This is a genomic window from Aquiflexum sp. (assembly GCF_041751335.1).
GTDB lineage: Bacteria > Bacteroidota > Bacteroidia > Cytophagales > Cyclobacteriaceae > Aquiflexum.
On record NZ_JBGSXS010000274.1, the window covers coordinates 19,197 to 36,593 of the forward strand.

17 protein-coding genes are annotated in these 17,397 nt (G+C 38.5%); 2 read left to right on the top strand and 15 right to left on the bottom strand.

Features of this window, described 5'->3' with window-relative positions; genetic code table 11:
- Positions 1-55: 55 nt before the first annotated feature.
- The 7 genes from ACEW8U_RS15415 to ACEW8U_RS15445 all read right to left on the bottom strand — a co-directional run bounded on the left by ACEW8U_RS15415 (position 56) and on the right by ACEW8U_RS15445 (position 6,864).
- On the bottom strand, positions 56-832 hold the full coding sequence (locus ACEW8U_RS15415; protein ID WP_373522946.1) for a Rossmann-like and DUF2520 domain-containing protein: 777 nt from the start codon (positions 830-832) through the stop codon (positions 56-58).
- Between the two features lie 115 nt (positions 833-947).
- Positions 948-3,476: a cytochrome c biogenesis protein CcsA gene (ccsA, locus tag ACEW8U_RS15420; RefSeq protein WP_373522947.1), complete on the bottom strand. Its 2,529-nt coding sequence runs from the start codon at positions 3,474-3,476 to the stop codon at positions 948-950.
- Between the two features lie 27 nt (positions 3,477-3,503).
- Positions 3,504-3,920 carry a cytochrome c maturation protein CcmE gene (locus ACEW8U_RS15425; protein ID WP_373522948.1) on the bottom strand — a complete coding sequence of 139 codons (417 nt, stop codon included), beginning with the start codon at positions 3,918-3,920 and terminating at the stop codon, positions 3,504-3,506.
- A 59-nt stretch (positions 3,921-3,979) separates the two neighbouring features.
- On the bottom strand, positions 3,980-4,222 hold the full coding sequence (locus tag ACEW8U_RS15430; protein WP_373522949.1) for a CcmD family protein: 243 nt from the start codon (positions 4,220-4,222) through the stop codon (positions 3,980-3,982).
- Entirely contained in the window at positions 4,219-4,899 is a 681-nt protein-coding gene (ccsA, locus tag ACEW8U_RS15435; RefSeq protein ID WP_373522950.1) for a cytochrome c biogenesis protein CcsA, read from the bottom strand. The genes ACEW8U_RS15430 and ccsA (ACEW8U_RS15435) overlap by 4 nt, the downstream gene beginning before the upstream one ends.
- A 412-nt stretch (positions 4,900-5,311) precedes the next feature.
- The gene (locus tag ACEW8U_RS15440; protein ID WP_373522951.1) at positions 5,312-5,977 is read right to left on the bottom strand and encodes a heme exporter protein CcmB; all 666 of its coding nucleotides are present in this window, start codon (positions 5,975-5,977) and stop codon (positions 5,312-5,314) included.
- A gap of 71 nt (positions 5,978-6,048) precedes the next feature.
- A complete protein-coding gene (locus ACEW8U_RS15445) occupies positions 6,049-6,864 on the bottom strand; it encodes a formyl transferase (protein WP_373522952.1) in 816 nt (271 codons plus the stop codon).
- 203 nt (positions 6,865-7,067) lie between these two features.
- Here ACEW8U_RS15445 and htpG point away from each other — a divergent pair, with 203 nt between their 5' ends.
- On the top strand, positions 7,068-8,951 hold the full coding sequence (gene htpG, locus ACEW8U_RS15450) for a molecular chaperone HtpG (RefSeq protein ID WP_373522953.1): 1,884 nt from the start codon (positions 7,068-7,070) through the stop codon (positions 8,949-8,951).
- 770 nt (positions 8,952-9,721) lie between these two features.
- On the opposite strand, the gene purH is transcribed toward htpG, so the two are convergent.
- The 5 genes from purH to ACEW8U_RS15475 form a co-directional block, all read right to left on the bottom strand.
- The gene (purH, locus tag ACEW8U_RS15455; RefSeq protein WP_373522954.1) at positions 9,722-11,248 is read right to left on the bottom strand and encodes a bifunctional phosphoribosylaminoimidazolecarboxamide formyltransferase/IMP cyclohydrolase; all 1,527 of its coding nucleotides are present in this window, start codon (positions 11,246-11,248) and stop codon (positions 9,722-9,724) included.
- A 107-nt stretch (positions 11,249-11,355) separates the two neighbouring features.
- The gene (gene purN / locus ACEW8U_RS15460) at positions 11,356-11,913 is read right to left on the bottom strand and encodes a phosphoribosylglycinamide formyltransferase (RefSeq protein WP_373522955.1); all 558 of its coding nucleotides are present in this window, start codon (positions 11,911-11,913) and stop codon (positions 11,356-11,358) included.
- A gap of 163 nt (positions 11,914-12,076) precedes the next feature.
- A complete protein-coding gene (locus ACEW8U_RS15465; protein WP_373522956.1) occupies positions 12,077-12,331 on the bottom strand; it encodes a type II toxin-antitoxin system Phd/YefM family antitoxin in 255 nt (84 codons plus the stop codon).
- A 91-nt stretch (positions 12,332-12,422) separates the two neighbouring features.
- Positions 12,423-12,548 carry a hypothetical protein gene (locus ACEW8U_RS15470; protein WP_373522957.1) on the bottom strand — a complete coding sequence of 42 codons (126 nt, stop codon included), beginning with the start codon at positions 12,546-12,548 and terminating at the stop codon, positions 12,423-12,425.
- 175 nt (positions 12,549-12,723) lie between these two features.
- Positions 12,724-13,935 (bottom strand): VWA domain-containing protein, encoded by a 1,212-nt coding sequence (locus ACEW8U_RS15475; RefSeq protein ID WP_373522958.1) that lies wholly within the window; start codon positions 13,933-13,935, stop codon positions 12,724-12,726.
- Between the two features lie 158 nt (positions 13,936-14,093).
- On the opposite strand from ACEW8U_RS15475, the gene ACEW8U_RS15480 reads away from it, so the two are divergent.
- On the top strand, positions 14,094-14,873 hold the full coding sequence (locus ACEW8U_RS15480; RefSeq protein ID WP_373522959.1) for a prohibitin family protein: 780 nt from the start codon (positions 14,094-14,096) through the stop codon (positions 14,871-14,873).
- A 62-nt stretch (positions 14,874-14,935) separates the two neighbouring features.
- On the opposite strand, the gene ACEW8U_RS15485 is transcribed toward ACEW8U_RS15480, so the two are convergent.
- The 3 genes from ACEW8U_RS15485 to ACEW8U_RS15495 all read right to left on the bottom strand — a co-directional run.
- Positions 14,936-15,193 carry a hypothetical protein gene (locus tag ACEW8U_RS15485; protein WP_373522960.1) on the bottom strand — a complete coding sequence of 86 codons (258 nt, stop codon included), beginning with the start codon at positions 15,191-15,193 and terminating at the stop codon, positions 14,936-14,938.
- A gap of 179 nt (positions 15,194-15,372) precedes the next feature.
- Positions 15,373-16,230: a geranylgeranylglycerol-phosphate geranylgeranyltransferase gene (locus ACEW8U_RS15490; RefSeq protein ID WP_373522961.1), complete on the bottom strand. Its 858-nt coding sequence runs from the start codon at positions 16,228-16,230 to the stop codon at positions 15,373-15,375.
- Between the two features lie 105 nt (positions 16,231-16,335).
- Positions 16,336-17,397, bottom strand: a 1,062-nt coding sequence (locus ACEW8U_RS15495) for an RQC domain-containing protein (RefSeq protein WP_373522962.1), incomplete at its 5' end; no start/stop codon positions are given.

Below are 17,397 nucleotides of genomic sequence, written 5' to 3' on the forward strand. Positions count from 1 at the left end.
GTCATAAATGTAGTTAATAATATGAAAAAGAAAAACACCTACAATTAGGTATTGCTCAATAACTGTCTATAATGTCCTGAGAGATAAGCATATAGATTTGCGCAACTTGTTCATTATAATTTAAAAATTGATAATGGTCATCTAAAATATTGAAATCGCTGCGTATTGCCGGCCCAGTTTGGGCTTTTTTTGCCCCAATCTCAAGACTCTTGCTGATAGTTTCAATGATCAAAGGTTTTAGCATTTCGAAATCCAATCCTTGCCGCGCCATGATTTCTTCTGATAACCTAAGCATGTAATTTGAAAAATTACTTGCAAATACAGCCGCTACATGCAGGGCCTTTCTATCTTTAGATTTGATTACATATTGATGTGGAGAAAGGCTTTTTGCTAATTTTTTAAGGTTTTGTAAAGTGTTCTGATCGTCCGATTCCAATAAAAACGGGACGTCCGCAAAATCCAGCCTTCTATCTTTGCTAAAAGTCTGCAAAGGGTAGAAGATTCCAGTATAAGCAGCCGAACTATATCCCAAAATATCCAGACCTACTGATCCTGAGGTATGCACCAAGATGCTGTCTTCGGGTAAAATTATTTCATCAGCGATTTCTGATAGTGCATGATCGCTTACAGATATTATAAATATGCTTGCCTCAGAATCTGAAAAATCCAAATCGTCTTTGGCTTCTGCCACATATAATCTTTTTGTCAGGTTAATCGCTTTTTGAATATCCCTTCCAAATACTTCGGTAATGGTATGTCCGGCATCCTCTAATGCCGGCCCCAAATGCCAAGCGACATTTCCAGTGCCAAGTATCGCTATTTTATATTTCATAAGTGAAAGATAAATTATTTGAATTGAAATAAGAAACACCAAAAAAACCCCAAGAAATTGAGTCTTGGGGTTTTTTTGGTTTTATGGACATCATTATAAAAGAAACAAATTGAAATCATTCCAATCCTTTATCTCTCATCTTACTGAATTCATCATACCTTCTGTAAATTGCTATAGTAAAACCGATCAACATAATAATGGTACCGATCCATAGGATATTGATTTGAGGTTTTACTATGGCTTTCAACACCACGTAATCTTTCTGATACCTGTTGACTTTAAAGGAAAATTTATTGGATTCGGGAAGGATATTTTCCAGTTCCACTTTCACACCCAACTCATTGTCCACTGAAGGAATCCTCCCAACTTGATTTCCCCTGATGATAAATATGGGTTCTAGTCTTTTTTCCTTATCATAATCCATCACAACAAGTTTGGCCTTCACAGCCACATCACCATCTTTAAGATCAATTCCATCCAAACTTGTAAGTACTTCCCCACCTTCAAAGGTTGTTACAAAATCAGATATATAAAAAGTTTCTCCTGGTGATACTTCAAAGAATTCATCCTCTCGCCATTCAGGATCTTCGTAATCATTGATGGCTGAGACAAAAGTGTAAAGATCCTTGTTCACAAATCTTCTTGAGTCAGGAGAGGAAATAAGACCCATGGTACTATTGAACTGTGACATGGGATTTAGTGAAAATTTGTACACATCATCTTTGAAATAGTCAACTTGGAAATAATCATTTTCCTCCAAGATCAGGGTAACTGTTTCTCCTTTTTTGAAATAAGTTCTACCTCTAGCCGTGATATCATCTATTGCTATTGCTTCATTGGTGTTATCAGTTGATTTTAGAAGGTTTACGCTGACATAGCCAGGAACCCCCTGAACTTTTTTCTGTCTTCCCCGATAGACTGCTGTATAATCTTTGATTTTGGTCGGTTTATTGATCCAAAGCAACACGTGTTCTTTGTTCAATTCATCCTCCCAGCTGTTGCTGTAGGTCATCCCTGACATGTTATAAGAAATGATTTCTGAGTAGCCGGATGAAAACATCACGCCAATCAATATCAGACCTAATCCGATATGGGCCAAAGACCCACCCGCCAATTTGAAGGTTGTTTTTTTAATGAGCTTGACCAGAATGGTAGCATTGGCTACAATTGTAAATGTGGCTGCGAGTACCACTATGATGTAAGAAATGTCAAATACCTTACCTACTATGATGATTCCTGCAGAAATTACAACAGATATGATGTATGGCATCACCAATGCTTCCCTGAGTGTTTTTCCATCTATTTTATTCCACCAAAAAAACTGTCCTACTGCAGTAAGTAAGGCCAAGGCCACGGCAAACCAAAGTTGGAACTTTGTATAAAAACCAACCTGATCGGCAGGAGGAGCCATATTTGAAATTCCACCAAAGATTTCTACGATTGCATTCCAAACAGGAATTGAAGTAGGAAGAATTACCTGAAATGCCATTAAAGATAGCGTAATGGCTCCTATGAAAATCCAGAATTCCCTTGAATATACTGAGGCTTCTTTTTCTGAAGTTGGTATATGTTTCCAGTTTTTCGCAGCCAGGAAGATAGCCACAAAAAGAAAAAACAACATATAAATCAGCAATTGACCTGATAAACCCAAATCTGTAAATGAATGCACAGAAGAATCTCCTAATACCCCGCTTCTTACCAGAAACGTCGCATAGAGAACCAATATAAAAGAAGCGATGACCAAGACTATAGATGATTTTAAGGCTGTACTACTTTTCTTAAAAGTAATCATGGTATGGATAGCGGCAATCATAATCAGCCAGGGTACATATACGGCATTTTCGACAGGATCCCAATTCCAATAGCCACCAAAGTTTAATGTGACATAAGCCCAATAGGCCCCCATGATGATTCCCATTCCCAAAATCATGGCTGAGAAAATTGCCCAAGGCAAGGCAGGACGCACCCACTCAGAATACTTATTTGTTGCCAAGCCACCCATTAAGAAAGCAAATGGTACCAAAGTCGAAGCATATCCTAGAAATAGGGTTGGCGGATGGATTACCATCCAGATATTTTGGAGCAAGGGATTAAGGCCGGTGCCGTCCTCGGGTACAAAATCAGGATTGATCTGGAAAATCGGCGCACTCATGGCATCCCTCAAAAGGATAAATGGCGAACTTCCGATTTTCAAATCCCCAATGACAACTCCCAAGATCATTGAGACAAGGAACGCTTGAACCAAGGCAAATACTACCATGACAGGTCCTTCCCAAAATTTATTGGTGTGTATGAGTATCAATCCCAAAACCACATTCCAGAATATCCAAAGGATAAAGGCGCCTTCCTGACCTTCCCAAAAACTGGAGATCATGTAATGAACAGGAAGAGCTATGGAAGAATGCGAATAAGCATAGAAGTACTCAAACCTATGGTTATAGATGATTTCAAAAAGCGAAATGGCTATAGTGACACTTGCTACTGAATGAATATAAAATACTGCCCGGCTAAAGCGTTTCCAATTCGCTTTTTCCAATTCAGGTGCAATGGTATATTGATAATAGGAGTAGGCTGCTACAATCGCACTGACAAAAGCCAATATAACTGCAAAGTGGCCTAAGTTACCGGCAAAGGTATTGATCATGGTTACACTGATAAATGGGTGAATTCATTACATGCTGGCATTGGTGACTTCAGTTTCCTGATATTTGGAAGGACATTTCATCAGGATTTTGTTCGCAACAAACAGGTCAGGATTTTTATAGGAACCAATTACAACGACTTGTTCGGCCCTTGCAAAATCCGCAGGTACAGGTTCATTATAAAATACTTTCTGCTCAGTTCCGTCATTATCCATCATCAAAAAATAAAAGGATGTTTTATCTTGATTAACTTCAATACCTTCTACAGTACCTGAGATGCTTTTTTTCAATTGTCCCACCACATGAATGGATTTTTCGTTCCCTTTCATTTTCAAATCCTTGGCCGTTGCGAAACTTTCATAAGTACTCGCATCACCTATCATCGACATGATGATGATGATAGCAACTCCAATGATTCCCAAACCGATTATATGTCCTTTTTTCATAACTCAATTATTATGTTTTTCCATTTGTAGCAGGTCATGTTTGAACTCTGCTGAAATGGTTAATCTTTCAACAATTTTTCCAACTTCCCTACCTTCTTATCAGTAGCAATTACATAAACCAAAATTCCTGCAAAAACAATCCCGATTATTCCAACCAATACGTAAATTTTTCCTTCAGCGCGCATTGTATCCGCCATTTCAATTCCAGAGTTTTGGTAATCATCTTCATTGATGGCTATTTTCTCTTGGGCCATGGCCTGAAGGCTCATTAACAGAAACAATACTATAAACCATTTTTTCATGATACTTGATTTATCAATCTATCTTCAACTTTTCTTTCTATTCTTCTTAACCGGACTCTCACTGTTGCCATCCAGGTGCCCATCAAGGTCCAAGCGATAATGGCAGGATAAAACACCATCCTCAATTTACTGTCAAGGTCGTAGGCATTAAATCCCGGATTGCCACCATTCCCAGGATGGAGGCTGTCTGTAAGCCTAGGCAATACAAAGATCAAAGGTATAAATGCAGCAAAGGCAAAAATGTTATAAACTGCACCAATTCTTGCCCTTTGATGTACATCTGTAAGTGAATTGCGAAGTATAAGATAGGCAAAGTACATCAACAAACCGATCGCAGAGGCATTCTGTTTTGGGTCTCCACTCCAATAGTCTCCCCAAGTGAATTTCGCCCAAAGCATCCCCGTCACAATTCCCAAAACTCCAAACAATATGGCTACATTGGTAAATTCAATGGCAACATCGTCATTTTTAAGATCATTGGTTCTTAGGAATTTAATACTATAAACCACTGATACGATTAACATCAAGATCATCCCAAACCACATGGTCACATGGAAATGTAATGCCCGGATAGTTTCATTGAGGATGGGTAATCGGGGTACATCAAGGAGAAGTCCTGCTGTGATGGTGTATGCCAATAAGACTATAGTGAGGATTTTCCACCAGCTTTTTTTCATTTCAGGGATTTTGCTAACTCAAGTGCAAAAATAGGTCATAAGTTCCTGATTCCTGTGCTTTTTCTAATATAAGTTGTAAAGAAGGTTGGGTTCCCGCCAAGACGCTAAGGCGCAAAGAAATTGGGATTATCAAGGTCTCCCACATAACTTGTCCCGAGTATCGGAAGATGCCAAGGCGCAAAGAAATTGGGAAGAAATATTATTCCCGCAAAATCGCTAAGGCGCAAAGAAAAAAATGGTAATTGAATTTGGAAATGCTTTTACATCTTTCTTTAAGGATTTGATTTTGATGAACCGAAGGATTCAATTATAAGAAGTCAAAGACTAATTATGTTACTTTTAAATTTTAAAAAAAAATCTTTGCGCTCTTCGCGTCTTCGCGGGATCCAATTTTTTTCGCGAGCTCTCTCCCCTAGCTTCTCCACAAATATGGGAACAAGATATATGCTGTCACCGCCACTATCGCATTGATGGCAACAAGTGTTATGATTTTATCCACACTTACCGACCAATCCAATCCGTCGATGGCATTTTTGGAAACACGGATAGCCATTAATAAAATGGGAATGATCACAGGAAAACTTAAGATCGCCATCAAGGTGGCATTGTTACTTGCCTTCGAAGCAATTCCTGAAACCATGGTGAGACAAGCGGAAAAGCCAACTGCACCCAAAATAAGATTCAAAAGGAACATGCCCGGATCTGCCACAGGATTGCCAAGGATAATGCCGAACACCAAATATCCCAATAGTGCCAAAATTAAGGTCAAAAGGGTATTGTAGATCATTTTTGAAATGATGATGGATTCTGGTGAAGCGATCATATAATAATACAACTGCCTTCCCTGATGTTCTTGAACAAAGCTTTTGGCAACGGCATTGACAGCCGAAAAAAGAATGATGATCCAATATAGGGCATTCCAAGTCGGAATATCGATATTCCCTTGTTTTGCCCCCACACTGAGATAGGTGATGAAAACTGCTGAGACTACATACAATAAGATTCCATTTAAGGCGTACTTCTGACGCCATTCAAGGGTGATTTCTTTCTGGATAAGTACAGAAATTTCTTTGAGCATGGGACAAATATAAAAAGTTTGGGAGACCTTATTGAAGGTTTAAGTCCAATTTGAAAATAAATCTTGACAACCTATTCATTCAGAAAATAATTGATTGAACTCTCTCGTGGTTCTGTTTTTAAACCTCCTAAAGTTTTTTTGACAAGATATTTTAAGTTTAAAATAAAAGTACGTTCAACCTGCTTATAATTTCTACCAAGCTCATTTTGGGTAAGCCCAATAGGAGTTTTTTCGCTTTTTTCGATTTTTTTCAAAACCTTAACAGTCGCCTCAGCAAGTAAAATAGTGGTTTTTAGATCTATAGAAACTTCACTTTCATTTCGAGTTAAGGCGGGGAATACTGTGGCAAGGACATTTCCTCGATCTACACCTTTGTTGATATAATGTATACTAGCGCCAATGTATTTTGAATCTTTGTTCATCAAAGCCCAAAATAAAGTGTCGTTCCCTCTATATTCTGGAGGTATGCCATAATGAACATTAATACAAGCAATTTTAGGAATTGTCAAAATGGACTCTTTCAAAATAGGGGCTCCACAGGTAAAGATAATGTCAGGTTTTAGAGATTTTAAAAAAGCGATACCTTTTTCATTTCTTAGAATATTTTGAGGGAAGTCAATTCTTGGTTTGGGAAGTTTATAAAGATTTAATTTTTTCAATTCCTTAATAAGGAATAGTTTATGGATTTTAGAATAAATTTTCTTACCATTTTTGTTCAGCCAAGAGCTTGAATTTTTTTTGACCCCATCCCGTACTCCGCCACCCTTTGCAGTTCCGCCAGATGATGCTCCTATCTGAATGATAACAACATCTTCAAAATTTTTACTGATTTCATTTATCACTACATTTTCCCTTGGGCTACATCTACTGATAACAATTACCTTCATTGTGGTTTGCTTTTTTTAAAATGCGGAATATAAGCAAAGTTTAGATTATGAAGGAACCCTACACCTTCATCCCAATGAATTTTACGGAAATTTTTAATCATCAATCCTATTGGTCTGACAAATTGACATTTTTCCCTCTTTGGAACAGCGCTTGATAAGGGTAAATCATTACAAATGTTATTCAACTTAAACTAACGATAGCTATGCAGGAAAAAGGTACCATCTCGATACATACCGAGAATATCTTCCCGATCAGTAAGAAGTTTTTATATTCTGACAATGAGATTTTTCTCCGCGAATTGGTTTCCAATGCAGTGGATGCCACCCAAAAAATCAAAAGACTCGCTACGCTTGGGCAATATGTCGGAGAACTTGGTGACATTACTGTTGAAGTAGCCTTTGACAAGGACAAAAAAACCATCACCATTTCCGATAAAGGATTGGGGATGACGGCAGAAGAAATCAAGAAGTATATTAATCAGATTGCTTTTTCTGGAGCAGCTGAATTCGTGGAGAAATTCAAAGACGCCAAAGATGCCAATGAAATCATCGGTAAATTCGGTTTGGGTTTCTACTCAGCTTTTATGGTTGCGGACAGAGTCGAAATTAATACCCTTTCCTATCAGGAAGGAGCTGCGGCAGCCAAATGGACCTGTGATGGAAGTACCGAATTTGAAATCAGTGCAGGTGACAGAACAGAGCGAGGTACAGAGGTGACCCTTTTTATCAATGCCGATTCAGAGGAGTTTCTAGATAAATGGAAGCTTCAAGGAATTTTGGATAAATACTGCAAATTCCTTCCTGTTCCCATCAAGTTCGGTACAAAATCCGATAGCGTTGAAGATGGTGTAGATGACAAAGGAGAAAAGAAATGGAAGTCTGTGGATGTGGACAATATCATTAACACCACAACCCCAATCTGGACCAAATCTCCCAATGACCTAAAAGATGAGGATTACCTAGCTTTTTACAAGCAATTGTATCCCATGGGTGAAGATCCATTGTTCTGGATTCACTTGAATGTAGATTATCCTTTCAATTTGACCGGAGTACTGTATTTTCCTAAAATCAAGAACGATTTTGAAATGCAGAAAAATAAGATCAAGCTTTTCAGCCGACAGGTATTTATCACGGATGAGGTAAAAGACATCGTGCCAGAATTCCTGATGTTGTTGCACGGGGTGATTGATTCACCGGATATTCCTTTGAATGTGTCTAGGAGCTTTTTGCAAGCTGACAGCAATGTGAAAAAGATCAACAGTTACATCACCAAAAAGGTGGCGGACAAATTGGGCGAACTCTTCAAAAAAGATAGAAAAGCTTACGAAGAGAAATGGAATGATATCGGACTGTTTGTAAAATACGGCATGATCAGCGAGGATAAATTTGCCGAAAAAGGTAAAGATTTCGCTTTGTTGAAAAATACCAAAGGGGAGTACTTCACCCTACCCGAATACAAGGAAAAGGTAAAAGCCATTCAGACTGACAAAAATGAGCAGACCATATACCTGTATGCTACCGATGTCAATAAGCAGGATGGATTTATACAATCTGCCAACAAAAAAGATTATGATGTCCTGGTAATGGATTCTCCGATTGACAGCCACTTTATCCAACATGTCGAAGGAAAAGAGGAGAAGACCCAACTGAAGCGTGTAGATGCTGATGTTGCAGAAAAACTAATTCAGAAGGATGACACTTATGCCAACTTGTTGACAGAAGAACAGTCTACCAAGGTTAAGGAAATCTTTGAAAAAGCGATCAATAACAAAGACTACACAGTAGAAGTCGAAGGATTAAGCCCTGAGGAATTGCCTGTCACCGTGACCATGGATGAGTTTATGCGCAGGATGAAGGACATGGCACAGATGGGTGGAGGAATGAGTTTCTACGGAGCGATGCCTGACCACTACAAAGTAGCAATCAACGGAAATCATCCTGTTGTTGATAAGCTTCTCAAGTCAGAAGATGAGGCAGCACAAGGTAAATTGGCCAAACAGGCATTTGACTTGGCCTTATTATCCCAAGGTATGCTGACTGGAAAAGACCTGACAGAATTTGTGAAGAGAAGTGTGGAGTTGATTTAAAACTTTGATTCCACGCTAGTGGACTCAAAGGATTTTATATAGGATATAAGTTTAAACCATTGAGGTCTTCATTACCTCAATGGTTTTTTTATTCTTAAAATTCAACCTGCTATTAAACTGACAGAAAAAATCTCTTTGATCACCTATCCTAACACTTTCATTGACAAATTTCGAACACTAAGCATTGTTTATGCATATGTTTGACAGTCAATTACCTACAGAACTTATGTTTCGCTATGAATAAATTTTTATGACTGAAAATCAGGAGGTTAAGAAAGGTTTTGAAAAATTCTTAGTTTAAAACTTAATAACTAAGACGATTTTTCTTGTCCAGAGAATTAAGTTTTACCGGCAATTATTTTATCGATTCTAACATTTTGCCATTCCAAAAAATATGAACCTGTCAAAAAAATTTCTATTTACAAACCTCTTTACTTGATTAAATTTTCTGAAGTTTTTGAGGATTTCGAATTTATTCTTTTAAAGTATCCTGATTTTGTTGCACTATTATATAAATCAAAGGGAAGTGGAGATCATCTTTTATTGTTGGACGCGAAAAAAAAGCGGATTTATATCATGAATGAGCTTGAGAAATGTAGTCTTTTTAATTCAGATAATGGAAAATGCTTAAGTTTAAATTATTTCTTCCTATAAAACAGAAATCCTCAAAGGAAAATATGCCTATATGAGGTAAATAAGAAGACCTTCAAGTACGTCTTAGCGTACCCAAAGGTCTCTATAAGCATTCAAATCTAAAATCTTAGATCTTTTTAATGTTTAAAATGCCTCACCCCGGTCATCACCATACTCATCCCATGGGCATCGCAAAAGTTTATGGAGTCCTTGTCTTTAATCGATCCACCGGGCTGCACTACTGCCGAAATTCCTGCTTCATGGGCTATTTCCACACAGTCAGGAAATGGGAAAAAGGCATCTGATGCCATCACCGCACCCTTCAAATCAAAACCAAAGGATTTTGCTTTTTCGATGGCTTGCCTCAAAGCATCTACCCTGGAAGTCTGACCAACTCCCGAGGAGAACAACTGATTGCTGTTGCTCAGAATGATGGTGTTGGATTTGGTATGTTTACAGACTTTTGCCGCAAAAACCAATGCGTTTTTCTCTTCCTCGGTTGGGGTAACTTTAGTTACCACTTTAAAGTCTTCTATTGATTCGGTCTGCAAGTCTTTATCCTGCTCGATAATCCCGTTCAGCAAAGTCTTGACCTGTTTGGTGCCTTCGATTTGGATTTTTTGCTGTAAAAGGATTCTATTTTTCTTGCCTTTAAGCAATGCCAATGCATCATCATCAAATGATGGTGCAATCAGCACCTCAAAAAACAAACTGTTCATCTCTTCGGCTGCGGCCAAATCCACATTTTGGTTGGTTATTAAAACTCCACCAAAAGCTGAAGTAGTATCGGCAGCAAAGGCTTTTTGATAAGCCCCTTTGACTGAATCAGCAATGGCTACCCCACAGGCATTGGTATGTTTGAGGATGGCAAAAGCCGTTTCTCCATCAAATTCCGCAATCAGTGCTACTGCAGCATCCACGTCCACCAAGTTATTGTAAGACAATTCTTTGCCATTCAATTTGGTGAAAAGTGCCTCAAGATCACCATAAAAATGGGCAGCTTGGTGTGGGTTCTCTCCATATCTTAAAGCTTTTGCTTTGGATTCGGAAATCTTAAGTGTAGGGATATTTTCGGTTTGATTGAAGTAATTGAAAATATGGGTGTCATAGTTAGAGGATACCTGAAAAGCCTCAGCAGCAAAGTATCTTCTGTCTTCCAAAGTCGTGGCACCATCCTGATTTTTCAGTTTTTCTTCCAGTTCACCATATTGAACTTTGGAGGCAACAATGACGACATCCTTGAAATTTTTGGCAGCAGCACGGATCAAAGAAATCCCACCGATGTCAATTTTTTCGATGATATCCGCTTCAGAAGCTCCTGAGGCAACTGTTTCTTCAAAAGGATACAAATCCACAATCACCAAATCTATGGCAGGGATATCAAACTCAACAGCCTGTGAAACATCGGAGTCATTTTCTCTTCTGTGCAGGATTCCGCCGAAGATTTTTGGGTGGAGAGTCTTGACTCTTCCTCCGAAGATAGAGGGATAGCCCGTCAGGTCTTCCACGGGAATTACCTCGGCGCTTTGTTCTTCGATGAACTTTTGGGTGCCACCTGTTGAGTAGATTTTGACCCCTTGTGCTTTGAGTTGTGCAATGATAGGTTCAAGGTTGTCCTTGTTATAGACAGAGATAAGGGCGGATTGGATTTTTTTGTTTGCCATGATAAATTAGCCACAAAGGCACAAAGACACAATGTTCTGAATGCTTTCAAGGGTGTATATAGTAGATGGAAATTTTTTCAAGTCGCAAAGTTAGGAAAACCAATGGATTATAGCAGGCTTTCAATCACATTTGGGAAGTATTTGTATTCCAGTCGATGGACTTTTTGGGAGATGGTTTCAGGTGAATCTCCGGGGCTAATTGAAACAGCCGCTTGAAAAATGATTTTTCCCTCGTCATAATTTTCGTTGACGAGGTGGATGGTAATGCCCGTCTCTTTATCCCCTGACTCTTTTACAGCCTCATGGACTTTTGCCCCATACATTCCTTTTCCCCCGTATTTGGGCAATAAAGCCGGATGGATATTGACAATACTTTTTGGAAAAGCCAGGATCAGGTTGTCGGGGATTTTAAGTAAAAAGCCAGCCAAAACCACCACATCCACTTTATAATCTTTCAGCTTTTGGGCAAGTTCCCCGCTTTGAAGTGATGCTTTATTAAAATTGTAGGAGGGAACCTGAAACTTTTTTGCCCTTTCCAGGACAAAGGCTTCTTTTAAATTCGAGGCAACCAAAACCACTTTTCCTTTGGAGGAATTTTGGAAGTATTTCATGATTTCCTCAGCGTTGGTTCCGCTGCCGGAGGCAAGTATGGCAATGTTTTTCAAAGTGTGGTCTATTATTTTGCCTCAAAAATAGGGAGTGGGTTACTTCCATCCAAGATTTAAGATACAATGAGTTGGAGTTAATCAGAACTTTTATGTATTGAGTTTAAAACTTAATATTCAAAAGTCCGAAGTTACAAACTACATTAACGAAAGAATTCTTATTTTAATCCACAATCAAAGTCTTTGTGGAGATGTTATCATTATTGAGTTGTTCTATTGATTCAAATAATCTTTTGGCATTAGATTTAGAACCCAACAAATGCATGGTCTCCATAATTGAATTGTATTCCTCCAAAGAAATGATAACAGCGCCTTTTCCGGACCCTCTTTTGAGGATAAGGGTTTCTTGGTTTTCCTCTACCTGATCCAACAATTCCTTCATGTTATTTCTAAATTCCGTATAATTTGAAGCGATCATAAGTATTTTTTTAGAGCACTTATAAAAGTACTTATTCAAGGTTGGGAATACTACTATAATCTCAATTGATGAATTGGAAAATTAAACTTCCTTACAATTTGTCAATTCCCTTTAGGTACATAATGTTGGTAGAAAAATGAATAATGGTAAGTTTTTGTGCCTTTAGGCCTGCCTGTCCGGTAGGCAGGTACAACATATATTCCGTACCTAAAGGCACTTGGTACTAATTTATATAATCAAGTTTTATCCATATTTTGTCCCTAAAGGGACGACAATCATTCCCATTATTATTATCTCCTCTACTTTGTCTAAAGGGCACTGTTTTTCTTTGCCTAATGTTGTTGATGCTTATCACAAGGTAATTTCTTCCTTTCTAGGTTGATAAGGATGGATCAATCCAAACTTTCATTTATCAACCTTACCATCAGGTCGTTCAAGAACTCCACCTCATAATCTCCAACGGTTGGTTCCAAATGGTCATTTCCGATTCCACTGTGGTTAGTGATGAAAACATAGGTCCCATTAGTGCTAACTGCGAAAAAGCGCATCAAAAACTCTGTTTCCTTGTCTATGCCACTTGCAGTAATAGGAATGATCTTTATTCCTTTGGCCGCCGCTGTTTTGATTGATTTTTGAAGATTTAGAAGAACATCCGGTCTGTGGTGCGGAGGTGCATCCAAGACCAAAAACAAAAGCCTCGTTTTGGCAAAGGATGACCATTGTAAATCAGACATGGCTTTTTCCAACGCGGTATGAACAGCCTCAGGATAATCACCTCCACCTTCTGCACTCTGTTTCTTGATAAAATCCATGGTTTTGTTCACATCTGATGTAAAAGGAGAAACCCTTGTGACATAATCATCTCCTTGATCCCTGTAAAATACTGACCCTGTAATCAATTGAAACTGTGGTTGGTTGTTTTTGACTTTTTGCAGCACATCTTTCAACTCGACCTTGAGGTACTCGATCTCATCCCCCATAGAACCTGTAGCATCCACTACAAAAGCTATTTCAGCTTTTAGGAAAACAGGTGTCTGAACATTATAGCTTATTTGATTTATACCCTTTTCATAAGTCAGGACATTGGAATGGATAAGTAGCCCGTTGTCAATATCAATGGTTAGTGCAGTATTTTCAGTTCTCTGTGATGGGCTACCAACACTCATTCCCCACAGTTCAGCTTTGCCTTTATTGTCTGTTTTGGTTGTCCATATTGGTTGTCCATTTAATTTAAGAGTTATAGGTATATCTTGATGGGGATTTCCAAAACCGTCCTTCAGTTCCACAGAATACCTTTGGTTGAGATCGAATCCCCAGTAATCGGACATTTTGGAATAATCCTGCCTTGCCAATACAGATTGCCAATAAGACCAATCGTTTAAATCTTTCCACTCGCCGGCAGTTATCTGCCCAGGTTGGATATTGCTATTTCCACCAGAACCTTCGCCACCAGAAGAGTTCTCCATACCTCCATGAAAACTAGCATATTCACCACTCCCGTCAGATGTTGCATCACCTATATCCATCATGTCCGATTCGCAGGAAAAAAGAAAACTGATAAGAAAAAGCAAGAGTACATAACTTCCTAAGAAAGGGTTTTTCATAATATTAAATTTTGATTGTTTGGTTAATGCTATATACTTGGGACGAAAATCAAATTCAGGATGTCCCAACTTTACAAGAAATAATTTTCAGTAAAATCAAAAAAACCCAATCCCAACCAAGCTTTTTTCGTAATAGAGGTAAAACTAAATTTTAATTTATGAAAAATTTTCTTTTGATTCTTTTGTCAATTGCCTTAACTCAGGCTTCTTGTACGGTAGTCCGTCCTGGAGAAGTTGGGGTTAGAAGTAGATTTGGAAAACTGTCGCCAAAAATAAACGAAGCAGGCCTGGTGGGCTACAATCCCTTTACTTCAAGGGTAACAAAAGTGCCAATCAGAACAGTCAATCAAGAAGTAAAATTAAGCCTTCCAAGTAAAGAGGGACTTACTATCGAATCCGAAATATCCATTTTATATAGTATTGAAAAGAATAAAGTACCTTTTATATTAGAGGATATAGGGACCAATTATGAAAGAGTTTTAATTCTCAATGTTTTTAGGTCGGCATCTGCAGACGTTACAGCCCAATATATGGCAAAGGATATGCACTCTGGAATGAGATCAACAATTGAATCTGAAATTCAGGACCGAATGCACGAGTCTCTAAGGGAAAGGGGATTTGTAGTTGAAAGAGTGTTGATGAAAAGTATCAGCCTGCCTGTAGAACTAAGCAGGGCGATAGAGCGAAAGCTGAAAGCGGAACAAGAAGCCCAACAAATGGAATATGTTTTGGATAGGGAAAGGAAAGAAGCAGAGCGTAGGAAAATTGAAGCAGAAGGAACACGGGAAGCCCAGCAAATCTTGGCTGAAGGATTGGTCAGGGAGATTATAGAACTTAGAAGCATTGAGGCTTTCAGGGAACTTGCCAATTCACCCAATACCAAAATCATTATCACTGATGGAAAAACACCCTATTTGATCAATAGTGATAAGGAATAATCCTACTTTGTCATTACCTAAATAAGATTATAAACCTGACAGGTTTTAAGAAAGTAATAAAATCAACCTAAACTGTAAAAACCTGTCAGGTTTCTATCCTCAAGAATCAATTGCCAAAGTAGGAATAATTCACTTTGGGATTGGAAGGCGATTTTATCATCTTCAAAACTCATGAATATAGGGTCAATATAAAAACCCAAATAGCCAAAGCGGGATTTTTTTTCCAAAGCCTGTCTCGATTTCATCCAAAGCCAAATAACTATCAGGTAGGTCTTTGATTTGGTCGAAGCCCTTGTTTTTTCCGCCCACCTCAAAGACATGGTTTCCGTTGATCAGGAAATCTCCCTTTTCGGCAAGGTGGACTTCTCCTCCGGAGTTCCTGATTTGGTTGATGAAAATTGTTTTGAGTTCAAAACAATATAGAAAGTAATTGAGAGTAATTCTCCCTTAGTAATGGATTCCTTTAGCCTTCGGATAAAATAGGTCAATCAAACAATCTTTACAAAAACCCCATACTAAAAATCCCTGTCAGCATCAATAGTTTGGAGAGAATGCTCAGTTGGGAAAAATGAGCTTTTCTATCTGCGACATATATTTTATACATGAATACAAAAAACAAAATGCTAAGACCACCAAAGTAAATGAACAGGTGGAGGTTATTGATTTTGACAGTGACCACCATAATGGCGCATACAAAACAAATGGCAATCAAAAAGATAACCCTTTTAGTGTTCCTAAAGCCAATGACGATGGGTAATGTCCTACAGCCATGCTTCCTGTCTCCCGGTCTGTCTTCAATATCTTTGATGATTTCCCTGATAAGGTTAAGAAAGAAAGCAAAGATGGCATAGGTAAGCACCAATAGTTCTGACTTTTGGTAGTAGTACCCGATAACCCAAATGGAAAGTCCTGTAAGTAGCGCCACTGAAAAGTTTCCTATAAAAGGCAGTCTTTTGAGTGAATTGCTATACCACCACAATAGAAAGGTTGCAATGAAATTGATAACAGCGACCCTCGGGCTTGCCAACCATCCTATGGCAATTCCAGATAAACTTAAGAAAGTATGGAATACCAATACTACCCTTCTTTTCATGCCCTTTCCTATGATGACCTCATCAGGCTTGTTGACATAATCAATCTTGACATCATAGTAATCATTGATCATATAACCTGCCGCAGCAATGATTACTGTAGATAGAATGATAAAATACAAGTTGATGTCCTGAAGTACAGGGAGCCCTTTTCTCGAAGTTTCCACCAAAAAATAGGCTGTCATCAATTGGGCAAATGCCACAATCACAAGGTTGACAGGCCTACTGATTTTCAGTACACTCCATATGGAGAAGGATTTTGGCATAGGTTTGAAATTCGTAGACCAATATTACGACAAATTGCTAGACATAAGTTCAATTAATTGAACCATCAAATGGCATTTTTTCAAATGTCCCATCAGAAATCTGCCTTAGCTTTCTCTTTCTTCCACCAAGGCAACTTTCAATTGGAAATAGGAGTAGCGGTCACCAAAATGTTCTTTTAGCGGTTTTAGAAAATTTGAATCCTGTCTTCGGTAAGCCAACCTAATATTGAGCACATCATCTTTAGAAAGAAAAACTTCAGGATTAACGACTCCTTTTCGAACCATATTACTCAGATGTTCTTCCACGGTATTTGAACTCATATTTCTCTCCTGTGCGATCTGATAGATGTTTTTACCTTCCTGAAAAAGTTTATAAGTAAGATTTTCTGATTGATTATCCTTGGTTGATTTTGGTTTCGAATAATTCCTTTTTTGAATGGGCTCAATGTTATTTTCTTTGACAAATTCCCTGATCACTCTCATAAAATCTTCGCCATAGCTGTTGGCTTTTACCCTGCCGACTCCAGAGATGGTTAGAAAAGACACATCGTCAATTGGGAAATAGGTGGCCATTTCTACCAAACTGCTGTCTGCAAAAACCACATAGGGTGGCACATTTTGAGCCTGCGCGATCTGAAATCGCAATCTCTTCAATTCATCCAACAAGGCTTCATTGTGGGTTGCTTTGGTAGCAGAGGCCGGTAGTGATACCTCCTCCATGGGCAACAGTATCTTTCCTTTGGATTTCAGTTTTTCCCATGCAAAGGTTGTCAACTTAAGTGTAGGGAATTGAGATCCAGTTTCTTCGAGGTAGCCTTCTTGCAGGAGTTTTTCTCCCAGTCTTTTCCAAAAATCCTCAGGCCTGTCTTTTCCAATTCCATACACAGAAAGTGACTTATGTGAATCCTGGATTTTGGAAGACTTGGAACCCCGCAAAACCAATATCACATATCCCAATCCAAAACTTTCTCCCAATCGAGCTATAGTAGAAAGCAACATTTGGGATGGGATGGTCATATCCTGGAGATTGCCTTTCTGAAAACAGATGTCACAGTTTCCACAATTTCCCTCATGGCTTTCGCCAAAATAGTTGAGGAGATATTTTCTTCTGCAAATCCTGCTTTGACAAAAATCTTTCATTTTGTCCAGCTTCCGCTGCATGATTTC